Annotated in this window: 10 protein-coding genes; 9 read left to right on the forward strand and 1 reads right to left on the reverse strand. The window is 46.3% G+C overall.

Annotated features, from left to right (window positions below; genetic code table 11):
- The first annotated feature begins 5 nt into the window (after positions 1 to 5).
- The 9 genes from NC238_06780 (at position 6) to fdhE (ending at position 13,191) form a co-directional block, all read left to right on the forward strand.
- Entirely contained in the window at positions 6 to 1,793 is a 1,788-nt protein-coding gene (locus NC238_06780; protein ID MCM1565643.1) for an NADH-dependent [FeFe] hydrogenase, group A6, read from the forward strand.
- Positions 1,794 to 2,026: 233 nt separating this feature from the next.
- Positions 2,027 to 2,863: an ABC transporter permease gene (locus NC238_06785; protein ID MCM1565644.1), complete on the forward strand. Its 837-nt coding sequence runs from the start codon at positions 2,027 to 2,029 to the stop codon at positions 2,861 to 2,863.
- Positions 2,860 to 3,603, forward strand: a complete 744-nt coding sequence (locus NC238_06790) for an ABC transporter ATP-binding protein (protein ID MCM1565645.1) — start codon at positions 2,860 to 2,862, stop codon at positions 3,601 to 3,603. The genes NC238_06785 and NC238_06790 overlap by 4 nt, the downstream gene beginning before the upstream one ends.
- A gap of 52 nt (positions 3,604 to 3,655) precedes the next feature.
- The gene (locus tag NC238_06795) at positions 3,656 to 4,648 is read left to right on the forward strand and encodes an NrtA/SsuA/CpmA family ABC transporter substrate-binding protein (protein MCM1565646.1); all 993 of its coding nucleotides are present in this window, start codon (positions 3,656 to 3,658) and stop codon (positions 4,646 to 4,648) included.
- Between the two features lie 116 nt (positions 4,649 to 4,764).
- Positions 4,765 to 7,320: a carbamoyltransferase HypF gene (hypF, locus tag NC238_06800; GenBank protein MCM1565647.1), complete on the forward strand. Its 2,556-nt coding sequence runs from the start codon at positions 4,765 to 4,767 to the stop codon at positions 7,318 to 7,320.
- 522 nt (positions 7,321 to 7,842) lie between these two features.
- A complete protein-coding gene (gene fdnG / locus NC238_06805; GenBank protein ID MCM1565648.1) occupies positions 7,843 to 10,890 on the forward strand; it encodes a formate dehydrogenase-N subunit alpha in 3,048 nt (1,015 codons plus the stop codon).
- A gap of 2 nt (positions 10,891 to 10,892) precedes the next feature.
- Positions 10,893 to 11,708 carry a 4Fe-4S dicluster domain-containing protein gene (locus tag NC238_06810; GenBank protein MCM1565649.1) on the forward strand — a complete coding sequence of 272 codons (816 nt, stop codon included), beginning with the start codon at positions 10,893 to 10,895 and terminating at the stop codon, positions 11,706 to 11,708.
- Positions 11,708 to 12,388: a formate dehydrogenase subunit gamma gene (locus NC238_06815; GenBank protein ID MCM1565650.1), complete on the forward strand. Its 681-nt coding sequence runs from the start codon at positions 11,708 to 11,710 to the stop codon at positions 12,386 to 12,388. Before NC238_06810 ends, NC238_06815 begins: the two co-directional genes overlap by 1 nt.
- A gap of 59 nt (positions 12,389 to 12,447) precedes the next feature.
- Positions 12,448 to 13,191 (forward strand): formate dehydrogenase accessory protein FdhE, encoded by a 744-nt coding sequence (gene fdhE / locus NC238_06820; GenBank protein MCM1565651.1) that lies wholly within the window; start codon positions 12,448 to 12,450, stop codon positions 13,189 to 13,191.
- A gap of 140 nt (positions 13,192 to 13,331) precedes the next feature.
- On the opposite strand, the gene NC238_06825 is transcribed toward fdhE, so the two are convergent.
- The gene (locus NC238_06825; protein MCM1565652.1) at positions 13,332 to 14,501 is read right to left on the reverse strand and encodes a Ger(x)C family spore germination protein; all 1,170 of its coding nucleotides are present in this window, start codon (positions 14,499 to 14,501) and stop codon (positions 13,332 to 13,334) included.

A 14,501-nucleotide genomic window follows, 5' to 3' on the forward strand; every position in this document is an offset into this window, starting at 1 on the left:
AAGGCATGGTAAATTTAAGAATTAATAACAAAAGTGTTTCCGCTTTGGAGGGCGCGACTATCCTGGAAGCCGCGAAACAGAACAATATTCATATTCCTAACTTGTGCTATTTGGAAGGCGTTCATAAGTTTGGTTCCTGCAGACTGTGCGTTGTTGAAGTCGAAGGCGCCAAGAGCCTTCAGCCTTCCTGCATGGTTACGGTCAGAGAAGGAATGGTTGTCAAAACCAACACCGAAAAAGTCCGTAAGGCCCGGAAAGTCCTTTATGAACTGATTCTGTCCGACCATCCGAAAGACTGTCTGAACTGCGAACGCAATCAAAGCTGCGAGCTGCAGGAAATGGGTAATATGCTCGGCGTCAGTGAAGCCCGTTTCGAAGGAAAACGTTCAGCCGGCTGCATCGACAAATCCCCTTCTATTACCCGGGATATGTCCAAATGCATTCTTTGCCGCAGATGTATCACTGTCTGCAACGAAATTCAGCAGGTTGGTATTCTGAATGCACAAAACCGCGGATTTAAGACGGTTGTCGGTCCGGCTATGGATCTGCCGATTAATTCCGTAAACTGTGCTTACTGCGGACAGTGTACGGTGGTTTGTCCTGTAGGCGCGCTGAAGGAAACCGATGCGATTCAGGATGTCTGGCAGGCGATCAATGATCCCAATAAACGCGTTGTTGTTCAGGTTGCCCCTGCGATTAGGGCTGCAATCGGCGAAGAGTTCGGGCTGGAACCCGGGACACTCGTTACCGGCAAACTCGCTTCTGCTTTGAGAGAACTCGGCTTCGACGATGTGTTCGACACCAACTTTACGGCTGACCTGACCATTATGGAAGAAGGCACCGAATTCTTGACCAGGGTGAAAAATGCGCTGACCGGCGGCCAGGCTACCCTGCCGATGATTACAAGCTGCAGCCCGGGCTGGATCAAATATGTTGAGCATGCCTATCCGGAAGAACTTGACCATCTCTCGACCTGCAAATCCCCGCATACCATGCTTGGGGCGCTGGCGAAGTCCTATTATGCCGACAAGATCGAAGTGGATCCGAAGGACATGTATGTTGTATCGATCATGCCCTGTACGGCCAAGAAGTTCGAAATTTCCAGACCGGAAATGCAGAACAATGGCGTACCGAATGTCGATGCCGTACTGACGACCAGAGAACTTGCCAAGATGATTAAGGAAGCCGGCATTGATTTTGTAAACCTCGAAGACAGCAAATTTGACAATCCGCTGGGTCTTTCCTCCGGTGCTGCCGATATCTTCGGCGTTACCGGCGGTGTTATGGAAGCTGCCCTGCGTACGGTTTACGAAGTGGTTACGGGACGGGAACTGCCGTTTGATAAGCTCCATGTTACTCCGATCGTTGGCCTGGAACAGATTAAGACAGCAGATGTGATCATCGAGAATCCTGTTGAAGCTTATAAGTTCCTCGACGGAGTTACGGTCAAAGTTGCTGTAACCAGTGGTCTGGCAGGAGCGAAGATCCTTCTGGACCAAATTGCCAAAGGTGAATCCCCCTATCACTTTATCGAAGTGATGGGATGTCCCGGCGGCTGCATCAGCGGCGGCGGCCAGCCCAGACCGACCACACCGGAGATTCGTCAGAAACGTCTCCAGGCTATTTATAAGGAAGATGAAGGCAAGCAGCTTAGGAAATCTCATGAGAATGAAGATGTCATGAAACTGTATGCCGAGTTTCTGAAAGAACCCAATGGCCATAAATCGCATGAACTGCTGCACACACATTATACGCAGCGTGGAAAGTTTAATGAATATCTCTGCAAGTCGTAATCTTGCTATCACAACCGGATTTCTCAATATTTTTGCTGATTTCTTCAAATTATTGCATCCTTGCACAAAATTATTTCGTGCGAGGATGCAACTGCCCTAGAAAACGCACCGTCAAGAAAGAGCCTAATGCGTAGAATGCTTAGGCTCTTTCTTTTTCTTTCCGAATGTTGTAGTATTAATTTCCAAGGAAACAGTGCAGCTTTAATTCGAGCTAAGGGTAGGTACACCGCTTGATGCAAATCAATCAAGAAAAAACGAAAAAAAGGTTTGACCGGCATGGAAATCCACATAATCGGATAAAGCTTGTGAATATACTCAGAGGGGCAGTTTTCCCATTAGCTGTGATTGTAGTTTGGGAATTAGCGGCACGCAGCGGTCTGATCAATACCTACATCTTGCCTTCGCCAAGTGAGATATTAAAAACATTTCTGCATATGCTTACAACCGGGATTTGGGAAGAACATCTGCTGGCAAGTTTACGGAGATTGGTGTACGGGTTCTTTTTGACGGTTGTTTTTGCAGTTCCGATGGGTATTCTGGTAGGCAAAGCCAGAGGATTCAGACATTGGGTGAATCCTACGCTGCATTTTTTGCAGCAGATTCCGCCAATCGCTTGGATCCCGATTTTTATGCTTTTGCTCGGGATTGATGAAGCTTCCAAAGTAGCCATCATTGTGTATGCCTCATTTTTTCCGGTTTTCTTGAATACGGTGCAGGGCGTTACCAGTGTTGATCCGAAGCTGATCGAAGTTGGCCATGCCTATATGCTTTCTCCATGGGAAATGATTAAAAAGGTGTATATCCCTTCGGCAGCCATGTCGATTTTTGTGGGCCTGAGGCTTGGGTTAAGCAATTGCTGGCGGGCGCTGGTCGGAGCGGAAATGCTGGGAGCATCTTCGGGAATAGGCTATTTGATCATTGAAGGCAGACAATTAGCCCAATACGATAAAATTTTTGTTGCGATAGTCACCATCGGAACTGCCGGGATGCTTATCGACCTTTTCCTCAGAAAAATTGAAAATAAGCTAATGCCGTGGAAAAAGATGTATCAAGCAGGTGAGCGCAAATGAATAAGGTTTTAGTCGAAGTCCATGATGTCGGTAAGGTTTTCCACAGCGACTGGGGAAGTATTGAAGCCCTGAAAGAAGTCAATTTCCGGTGCAACCAATCAGAATTTGTCAGTATTGTCGGAGCCAGCGGGTGCGGCAAAACTACGCTGCTCCGGATTATTGCCGGATTGGAACCGCCGAGCAGCGGAGAAGTGCTGATTGATGGAGAAAACATTGACGGGCCCGGTTATGGGCGTGCCGTCGTATTTCAGGAGCCGCGGCTCTTTCCGTGGCTGACCGTTGAAAAAAATACCGCGCTGGGTATCCAAGGAGTAGAGAAACAAGACGAAGTTGAGAAAATTGTGGCCAGCTCGCTTCAGTTGGTAGGGTTAACACAGTTTAGCAAAGCGTATCCTCACGAACTGTCCGGAGGAATGGCCCAAAGGGTCTCTTTGGCGCGAGCGCTCACTTTTAAACCGAAAGTATTCTTGATGGATGAGCCTTTTTCGGCCCTTGATGCCCAGACTAGGACCAGAATGCAGGAAGAAATCATTGATCTTTGGCATAAAACCGAAAAAACCGTTATCTTTGTCACCCATGATATCGAAGAAGCACTGACCGTGAGCCAGAAAATCATGATTATGTCGCCGTCTCCCGGTACGATCAAAGAGGTCTTGGAAGTACCTTTTGCTTATCCAAGAAATCCTGAGGGGTTAGAATTTATCAACATGAGGAAATATATACTAGAGGCCATTCGCTAAGCGAATCAAATGTTTTCGATAAGTATTACGAGGATTACGAGGAGGGTTATTCATGAAGAAGTATCTTAAAGTTTCTTTCGCTGTATTATTATCATTATTGCTGCTGATTTCGGTGACAGGCTGTCAGCCGAATACGGCCAAACAGCAGGAAAAACCAAAAATTATTAATATATCGTATTCGACGAAGCCTTTGAATGCCCCGGCGATCGTCGCCCTTGAAAAGCAGATTTTTGAAAAAGAGTTTGCAAAGGATGGAATCCAGGTGAAGTGGAACGAACTGGAAGGGCCGGCAACCACTGAAGCCCTTGCTGCCAAATCGATTGATTTTGCCACATCACTGAATTATGTTTCGGCTATCATCTCGAATGCAAACGGCAACGATATCAAGATTCTGGCGAGCTATTCCAAGTTTCCGAAGGGAATTGGCCTGGTTGCAGCCAAAAATGGCGGAATTGCATCCGTAGCGGATCTGAAGGGGAAAAAGGTTGCATTGCAGCAGGGGACGATGCTGCATGAAATGCTGATCAAAGCGCTAGCTGAGGCAGGGTTATCTGCGAATGATGTCCAGATGATCAGCATGGCCTCAGCCGACGCCTTAAACGCGCTGCTGCAAAAACAAGTGGATGCCGCGGTCATCCCCGATCCTCTGCTGACCAAAGGGATTGCTTCCCAAAAAATCACCCTGATCCGGAATGCTGAAGGCCTTATCCCCGGTCAGGCTGTGATTGCCGCGCGAACAGAGTTTATCCAGAAATACCCTGAAACAACAAAGCGTTTTCTGGAAATCCATCAGCAGATATTGGACTGGATACAGGAAAATCAGGATGAAGCTTTGCGAATGACGGCTGACACCAATGGAATGGAGCTTAAAGCGGTAACTGCTTTATATCCGAAATTTGATTTTACGATGCCGATTGACAGCCAGGATATTGAAAAACTCAAAGAATCGGCTGAATTTCTTAAAGAAAATAGTTTTATCAAGTCCGATGTTAATCCCGACGAGTTGATCAATCATCTGGTCGATACCGGATATCTTCCCAAATAACCATTAGAGAAAAGCCCGATGTAAGTTATCATTAATTACCGGAACATGTAGAATGTCTCTCATATTAATCACATGAAAAATAAGGATGATATTACAAACAGAAGAGTGGTAAAAACGTGAAAAGAGCTGTAAGGATTCTGATCAACGGCATTGTTCAGGGTGTCGGCTTCAGGCCGTTTATTTTTAAACTTGCCCGGGAACTGGACATTAAAGGCTGGGTAAACAATTTCAGCGGCGGAGTCGAGATTCAGGCTGAAGGGGAACGGGTAGAGGATTTTATTCGCAGAATCAGAACAGACCAGCCGGCTTTGGCTGTGATTGTATCGCTGGAGATAACAGAGATCCCGGTTCAGCATTACCGGGAGTTCACGATCACAGAAAGCAGGGAGTCCGAAGACAAGGATGTTTTGATCTCTCCGGATGTTGCAGTATGCAGGGACTGCTTGCAGGAGATGCTTCACAGTAAGGATCGGCGCTACCTCTATCCGTTTATCAATTGTACCAATTGCGGTCCGCGCTATACAATCATCAAGGATCGGCCTTATGACCGCAAGAAAACGACCATGGCGGGTTTTCAGATGTGCCCGGAATGCCATCAGGAATATCAGGATGCGCTGGACAGGCGGTTTCATGCCCAGCCGACTGCTTGTGCGGTTTGTGGGCCTGCACTTAAACTACTGGATCGTACAGGCAATGAAATTAGCGGCAACGGGATCGGCATTGACTTGCTGCAGGAAGGTGCGATCCTGGCCGTCAAAGGTCTTGGCGGCTTTCATCTCGTCTGTGATGCCTGCAATGATGAGGCGGTCAGCAGATTGCGCCGGGTCAAAGAGCGCGGAGCAAAACCATTTGCTGTCATGGTTAGGAATATTGAAACCGCCCTCCAAGAGGTGACCATGACGGAGCTCGAAAAATCGACGCTTGCCGGTCCCTCTGCACCGATTGTCCTGCTGCCGCGCAAGAAGAATGAAAATAGCCGGATTTCTCCGGAAACAGCACCTGGCCTTCAATCACTTGGCATCATGCTGCCGTATACGCCGGTTCATCATCTGCTCTTTCAGGGGACCAATGATTATCTGGTGATGACCAGTGCAAACCTGAGTGGCCGGCCGTTAATTTACGACAATCAGGAAGCGTTGGCAGGTTTAAGCGGGATTGCTGATTATTTTCTTCTAAACAACAGGGATATTTATCATCCGTGCGATGATTCAGTCGTGCAGATGATCGGGGATCAAATGACCTTTATCCGTAGGGCCAGGGGCTATGTGCCGCTGCCGCTATTTTTGAAACAGGAGATCAAAACACCGATTGTCGGTCTGGGCGGAGAAATGAAAAATGCTTTCTGCCTTGCTTCCGGAAAGATGGCTTTCATGAGCCAGTATATTGGAGATATGCATGGATATGAAAATTTGGAACGTTTTGAACAGGAGTTATACTCCTTTCAGAAGGTAACAAACATTGCTCCGCAAAAAACTGCTTATGATATGCATCCGGAATATTCGACGACCCGGATTGCCCGGTCGATGGATTGCCCGAAATTTCGCGTTCAGCACCATCATGCCCATCTCGTCAGCGTGATGGCTGAACATGGGATAGATGATCCGATGCTCGGCCTGGTTTGCGACGGAACAGGTTATGGCGAGGACGGCAGGATTTGGGGCTTTGAGTATCTTTTCGGAAATCAGGAAGGCTATAAGCGCAAAGCACACCTTGAATATCTGCCCTTGCCCGGCGGCGATGCCGGAGCTAAATATCCGCTCAGGATTGCCTATGCTTACTTGAAGAAACTTATGACACAAGAAGAATGGCAGCGGACGGAACCGCTTTGGGCCAAATTATCTTCTCAGGAAAAGAATATCCTGGATGGCCAGCTTCGAAGCGGATTTCAGCTGTTTGACACTTCCAGCGCCGGACGCCTATTTGACGCGGTTAGCGGTATACTGGGGGTTTGTACAGAAGTGACATACGAGGGACAAGCAGCGATCGAATTGGAGAGTGTAGCCGAGAAGTGGTTGGAGGATTGTAGCGAAGGGAACGTACAAACTTCTAGCTTGCAGGACAGCGGGAACAAGGACATTCAGAAAAACCTGAACGAATTCCAAAGAATAACGCAGCAGGCTTCAATGAGGGTTAAGGCGTTGGCAGCTCTTTGGGATCAATACGAGAAATCCGGTCAGACAAGTACAGAGGGACGCTTGAGACTTATTGAGCAATATAACGTAATGGCCGGCAGGACAGATGGAAGTTTCTGTCCGGACTTATATCCTGCTTTATATCCAGCCTGTCTGGAGATTTCAGGTGAACCGCAGCCCGGTGTTCTTCACGTAAAAGTGGGGAGCCTCTTAAAAGAGATCTCCAACGATGTGCTGCTTCAGAAAAACCCTGGGGAAGCTGCGCTTAGATTTCACTATTCTTTAGCGTGTCAGATGCTCGAAACGGCGATGCTTATTGGTCTTGAAAACAAAAAACTGCCGATTGCAGGCGGTGTTTTCCAGAATAAGCTGTTGACCGAGATTCTACTGTTCTTGGCGGGAGAGATCGGGGTAGAGATCCTTTACCCGCAGAAACTTCCGTCCGGGGACGGCGGTCTTGCCTTCGGTCAGGTGCTGATTGTAAATGCCGCGATTGAAGAAAAACCAGAAACAATGGGTTCTAATTTTGATCTTAGCTGATATTAAAAAGAAACCTTCTAAGGCTGGGCTACGCAATGTATAGCCGCTTTCGGCAGATTGAGCCCTCCTTGGCGAGTCGCTCCTTGCCATCCATGGCATCGCGACATTAGGCCATCCGTGGCCGTCAAACAGCCGCGCTCCGCATCGTGCTCCGCTTGACGCTGGCTAATACATTGCGTATCCTAGTCTCTGGTTTTATGTAGTCAATCTTTTCAGCTTTGTTTATCTTTATGGTCAGTATTAGGCTGATTTTGAGCAAAAAACAGAGCTGTTGCACAACGAATTACTTAAATCGTTGTGCAACAGCCCTGTTTTTTAGTAGTGACGGCCATGAATCAAAAATGTTAAGACGTTTGACAAGTATTCGCAAAAAAAGCCCAATTCTGTTAAGTAATTAACAATACTTGATTAATTTCCTATGTCAGTTTAATATTAATGACATTGCAGGTTAGAATATTCAGAAAATTTAAAAACTTGCAAAAAGCAAAAATTGTTGTTCAAAAAAAGTAAAGGAGGAGAAAAATGGATTTATCAAGACGTAATTTCCTGAAATTATCAGGAGCTTCCTTGGCTTCGCTGGCGCTTGGCCTTGGTTTTGATCCCGACCTCGCTCAGGCTCAGGGATATGCACTTAAGATTGAAGGTACAAAAAAAATTCCGAGCATTTGCCATTTTTGTTCCGGAGGGTGCGGCTTGCTTCTCTATATCAAAGATGAAAAGCTGGTGTATTTAGCCGGGGATCCCGATCATCCAACCAATAACGGGGCACTTTGTTCTAAGGCAGCCAGCTTGAGAGAAGTTGCCTATTCGGAGGCTCGGATCACGAAACCGATGTATCGTGCTCCGGGGGCAAATGAATGGCAGGAAATATCCTGGGACGAGGCTATCGACAAAGTAGCCAAAAAAGTCAAAGATGTCAGGGAGAAAACCTGGAAGACTGATGCCGATGTCATTAACGCAGCTACAGGGAAGACCGAGAGACTTGCTGTCAACAGGACTGAGGGGATTGCTGTTCTAGGATCCGCTGAAATCGATAATGAAGAATCCTACTTAGTTAAAAAACTATCAATGCTTTTAGGCACGCCCTATAACGAACATCAGGCCCGGATATGACACGCGCCCACGGTGGCAAGTTTGTCACCTTCATTTGGCCGTGGTGCCATGACCAATTCCTGGCCGGATCTGATGAATGCTGAACTCTTCTTAATTGCAGGCTCAAATTGTGCCGAAAACCATCCCGTTGCTATGCGGTGGATCAATAAGGCCAAGGAGCGCGGTGCAAAAGTGATTGTGGTTGATCCTCGTTTTACACGGACAGCCTCGCAGGCAGATATATTTGCTCAGATTCGCCCGGGTACAGATATTGCCTATCTGGGGGCAATCATCAATTATATATTGGAAAATGAGCTCTATGATCACGATTATGTCCTTAATTACACAAATGCTCTGTACAAAATAAGCAAGGATTTTCAATTCAAGGATGGACTATTTTCCGGATTTGACCCCGAAAAGAAAAAATACAAAACCGATAGTTGGGGTTATCAATTAGACGAATCTAACAAACCGGTTAAAGCTCTGATCCTTACTGATCCTGACAGCGTCTTCAGCAAATTAAAAGAGCATTATTCCCGTTATGATATGAAAACTGCTGAGAATATTACAGGGATACCTGCATCAAAAATTAAGGAAATTGCCGATGCTTTCTGCAGCGCCAAACCTGCGTCTATCCTTTATGCATTGGGGATGACCCATCACACAACGGCCGTACAAGGCATCCGGTGTTATGGCATTATCCAGCTGTTGATGGGCAATATCGGCAAAGCGGGAGGCGGTATCAACGCTTTGCGCGGCGAGCCGAATGTCCAGGGTTCCACAGATATGGCCAATCTCTATAATAATCTGCCAGGTTATCTTCCGGCCCCCTCCCATTCCGACAAGACACTCAAAGATTATCTGGTACGAAACGGCTCCAACCGGGAAAAACATCTTGTATCGTTATTGAAGGCCTGGTTTGGAGATAAAGCGACTAAGGAAAACGACTATTGTTTCAATTATCTGCCAAAATACGATTCCAATGTCAATTCAAGTTTGGTTCGAATTTGGGATGCGGTGAATAAAGGCCAATTCCAGATGATGCTGAATATCGGCTCCAATTCACTGGTATCCGTACCGAACCTCGAAGTGGTCCGCCAGGCTTTGCCTAAACTAGAGATGTTGGTCGTCTCCGATTTATTTGAAATCGAGACTGCCCAGTTCTGGCGGGAGCCCGGTGTTGATCCGTCTAAAATTATGACGGAAGTAATCTTTTTCCCGGCTGCCTTTGTCTATGAAAAAGACGGGACGCTGACGAACTCAGGCCGCTGGGTTCAGTGGAAGGATGCAGCACTCAAGCCCCTGGGCGAATGCAAGCCGGATTTGGATATGCTCGATCTGTTGTATAAGCGGGTGAAAAACTTATATGAAGGCAGTACGGATCCCAAAGACAGACCGATTCTCGATGCGCGCTGGGATTACGGCCATGAGCCGAAAGCGCTTAAGGTGTTGCAGGAATTAAACGGCTATGATGAAACGAGCGGTGAATTATTGCCGACGTTAGCTGATTATCTCAAAGCACCGGTCGGGTCAGTATCTACCGGATGCTGGATTTATGCCGGTGTTACCGGGAAAGGCAATTTGGCTGCACGCCGAGGAAATGAAGATCCCTCCGGACTCGGATTGTTCCGCGAATGGAGCTTTGCTTGGCCGGGAAATATCCGTATTTTATACAATCGTGCATCCTGTGATGCCCAGGGACAGCCTGTGGATCCCAAACGCAAATTAATTTGGTGGGACGCGGCCAAAAATGTTTGGGCCGGCAATGACGGTGCTGACGTAGTCGACAAGACGAAAGGGCCTGACACTCCGGAAGGAAAGCTGGCTTTCCGTATGAATCCGGAAGGAGTAGGGCGTTTGTTTGCAGGCAAATATACAAGCGGGATACCAACAACGCCTTCAGCAGACGGCAAACCGGCCGGCGGTGTGAATGTAGGAGGGATCTGCAACGATGGTCCGCTACCGGAGTTTTACGAGCCGGTGGAAAGTCCTGCGGAGAATATCTTCCATCCGAATGTGTCGAGCAATCCGATTGTGGCAATGCCCAAAACATTGCCCGATGTTCAGAAGGTTGGTAACCGTAAAGATTATCCTTATGTGCTGACGACTTATGGCGTAAGCGAACACTTCTGTGCCGGCGGTATCACCCGCAACATTCCGATGTTGAACGAACTTATGCCGGAACCTTTTGCTGAAATCAGCAAAAACCTTGCAGCGAAAATTGGCGTACAAGATGGTGACCGCGTTGAAATATCTTCGGCACGCGGCAAGGTTGAGATCCGTTGTCTTGTCACAGACCGCATTCAGTCGTATGAGGTACATGGACAACCGACCGAAACGATCGGTGTGCCTTGGAGTTGGGGTTTTGCATCTTTAAATCCTGGATCGAGCATCAATGAAGTGACAATCGGCGTAATTGACCCGACAGCAGGAACACCCGAATATAAATGTTGTCTCGTCAATATAAGGAGGGTTTAGAGATGGCAAAAAAAATGATTTTGGTGGACGGATCCAAATGTACCGGCTGCAAAGCCTGTTCAGCAGCCTGCAAGGAATGGAATGATCTTCCGACTGAAAAAACCTCTCTTGTCAAAAGTTATCAGAGTATGGCCGATTTTACACCAAACACCTATACGTATGTAACATTTGAGGAAAAGTATGAAAATAATAACATGCACTGGCTGATGCGCAAGGCGCAGTGTTTTCACTGCGATGATCCCTCCTGCCTGAAAGCGTGTTCCTCAAGTGCCATATCCAAAACAGATTCCGGGTTTGTGGTCATTGATCAAGATAAATGTATTGGATGCGGATACTGTGCCCAGTTTTGTCCGTTTAATGTACCTAAGATTGATAAAACCACAGAGAAGGCTAACAAATGCACCGGTTGCGTAGGGAGAGTGGAAAACGGTCTTGAGCCTGCCTGCGTAAAAATCTGCCAGCCAGGAGCGCTGTCATTCGGTAATTACGATACCATGCTGGGGATTGCCCAAGCACGGTTGGCCGAGGTAAAAAAGAAGTTCCCCAACGCTAATCTTTATGGTCAGAATGGGCAGTCAGGTACAACCTACCGCTATATTTTGCTCGATACGCCTGCTGCCTATGGTCTGCCTGAAAATCCATCGACTGATTTAACACTTTATCTATGGAAAGATATTATCCGGCCTATCGGCAAAATTGCAATAGGCGGTGCTGCTGCGGCAGTCGTTGTGGGAGTGGCGATTAATGCGCTAAAGGGAAACTACAAAAAAGATTCTGATCAAGATCAGCATCCGATAAAGAGAGAGGAGGAGATGTAATGAATGAAAAAAAATCAGGCTCGAATCAAGTTCCCGGCAAAATACTCCGTTTTACCAAAGGGGAAAGATTGAGCCATTGGGTTCATGCTGTAAGCTTTTTTGTTCTCCTCCTCACAGGGTGGGGCATACTATCCGAATTCAGCCGGCCGGTACTCATGATTTTTGGGGGAGTTGACGTTTCCCGCATCCTTCACAGGGTTTTTGCCGTGATTTTTGTTGTGGTCGTTGTAGCGATGTTCTTTATCAAGGATCCAAAATATCACTGGGAATGGCTGCGTTCTGCTTTTCGATTTACGAAAGCGGATATCGCGCATATCATGGCTTTTCCCAAGGAATTTTTTGGAGGACACGGCAACTACCCGGCTCAGGGCAAGTTTAACGGCGGAGAAAAGATCAACTCTTTGATTACGATCCTGGGTTCCGTATTCATCACCTTGAGCGGATTTATCATGTGGTCCCCTCATGTTTTCCCAGATCAGTTGGTCCGGATAGCTTATCCCGTTCACGATATGTCGATGTTTATGATGGTTGCAGCGTTGATGGGACATCTCTATTTATCTTTGCTTCATCCTGAATCAAGGGCTGCTCTGCCGGGCATGTTAAAGGGATACGTCTCGGAAAAATTTGCGAAGGCGCATCACGCTGCCTGGTATAAAGAGGTCAAGGACCAAGAGAAATAGTCGAAAGCCAGAACCGGTACGGTGAAATCATTTTGACACTGTCTTAACCTTTGGGAGGGATGTACTTGTGTACTGAAAAGACCGATGGAGGACAAGCAACAAGTTTGTCTGCTGTCAAAGAGAATTATTCAAAAATGAGAGCAGAGATCACTGCCTGGCAAAAAGAAAACAACCTGAAGGATTTGAAATTACCGTCGAGATCCGGGCAGTATCCATTATTCACCATCAATGATCTGCCGGAAAACGCCATCATTGATTTATGGGACAGGTTGAACATTGTTGCGGAAGAAAAGATAGACCACTCCAAACTTGCCGTTCTCCAAGATGAGTTCAGCGCAGGCCGTATTCAAGGAAACGAACCTCTTTTCAGCCGTCTGAGCTTAGCAATAGCTGGGGTAGCTCAAGTGGTATATCAGCAATTGCATATCTCTGCAAGTGTGGATGATCAGCCAATGTGCCCATGTCCGGTTTGTGGTGAAGATAATCTTATAACAACATTGGATGCGTTGAATGGAAAACGCTTTACACATTGTCTTGTCTGCGGAAACGAGAGGCCAATAAAAATATCGGGCTGCATACACTGCGGCAGTGAAAACTCTTTTCAACAAACGTATCTCAATTCTGCCGAGTTTCCTGGAGTGGAGGTTGTTGTCTGTTTAGATTGCGGCCAATATTTTAAAGAAATTGATTTGCGCGAACGGAAAGTCGAAGATTTAGATTGGGAGAATATACGTACCCTGCCCCTTAATTACGCAGCCGAACAATGGATTTTAAAGAACAGACCGATAATGAGCTTAAACTGAATAGCCGATACAGATAAGAGGAAGACAGGGTGTCAGTGAAGATACCCTGTCTTCCTTTTTTTGCTGAATGATATGATGCAGAAACAAGTGCTTCTTCTGGGGAAGCCGTTGTTCACTCCTAATGATTTTTAATTACATTTTCATGGTTTCAGACTAAACGATTTTGATACAGCTCCACTGCCTGCTATTTTTGCCTCTATTTCTACTTCTACGTCAGCTTGCTGGAAAATACCCCTCCAGTTCGGGGCAATTTCCTGCCAGTAAGAAGGAGCGTAACGATGTATTTTCTGCATAAGGCCAAAATAATCCGCATCATATTTTTTGGCGCAGGCAATTGATTTTAACGGATATTCGCGGATTTTATCGGAAATGATTCTTTCTAGTGGTTTGATTTGATCTGGGGTAATGTCATATCCATCAGTTTCAGCAACGAATCCTACCGTTTGAATTTTGATCTTAAAGGAAGGTTTACCATCGATTATTTTAAAATTAATCTTATTTTTAGAGCCTGATATATAATAAGATAAAGATTTATTATCTTTTGTAAACGGAACCACAATATGAACATTCTTAAGTTTTCTGGAAATTAGCAGGTACCCCAAGGACTCTTCTTTATCTAGCCAACCCACAAGTTTAGCTTCACGAAAAACGCCAAAACCCTGAACAATGACAGAATCAGGAACAGTTTCTCCTTCCATTGAAGAGATCGGTTCTATCTCAGGTAGTAACGCGTCCCGATCGGGACTGAGCAGCCATTCTGAAAATTCATTCATTGTAACGCCGCAGGCCACGCCTTTGTCGATTGCTATTTTCTCCGACTGATTTTTAACCTGTTGGGTGAGGGTGGTAGTTCCTGAAGGTTCCAACTGTATAATCTGTGAAGCTAATCCTTTGGTTGCCAACACAAAAACAGCCGGACGCGAATCAGGGTTACCCATTGTAATTTCAATTTGAGGCAAGATTTTTTCCTGAGCACTACGTGCTCCAAAAACATAAACATAAGTATGTCCATAAAAAGCCGTCTTTGGCAATCGCACCATTAGTTTACTTATTAAATCGTTCAATGATGTACTTGAAGCGCTGATCAAATAGTCGGAAGAAGCGCCCTCTTTTTTTTGGTTGTCTTCCATACTGGTTGGGCGCATCATTCTGGACCAAATTTGATATTGGTCAACCCCATTTATATTGATATAGTCTCCAGCAAACATTGTAACGACCGCAAGCTCCTCTACTTCCTTTTTACATCCCGACATAAGAATAGTCGTCAAGAGGAGGAGCAATAGGGCAACGTGCGTAAATTTACGTTTCAT

This window comes from Dehalobacter sp. (assembly GCA_023667845.1).
GTDB lineage: Bacteria > Bacillota > Desulfitobacteriia > Desulfitobacteriales > Syntrophobotulaceae > Dehalobacter.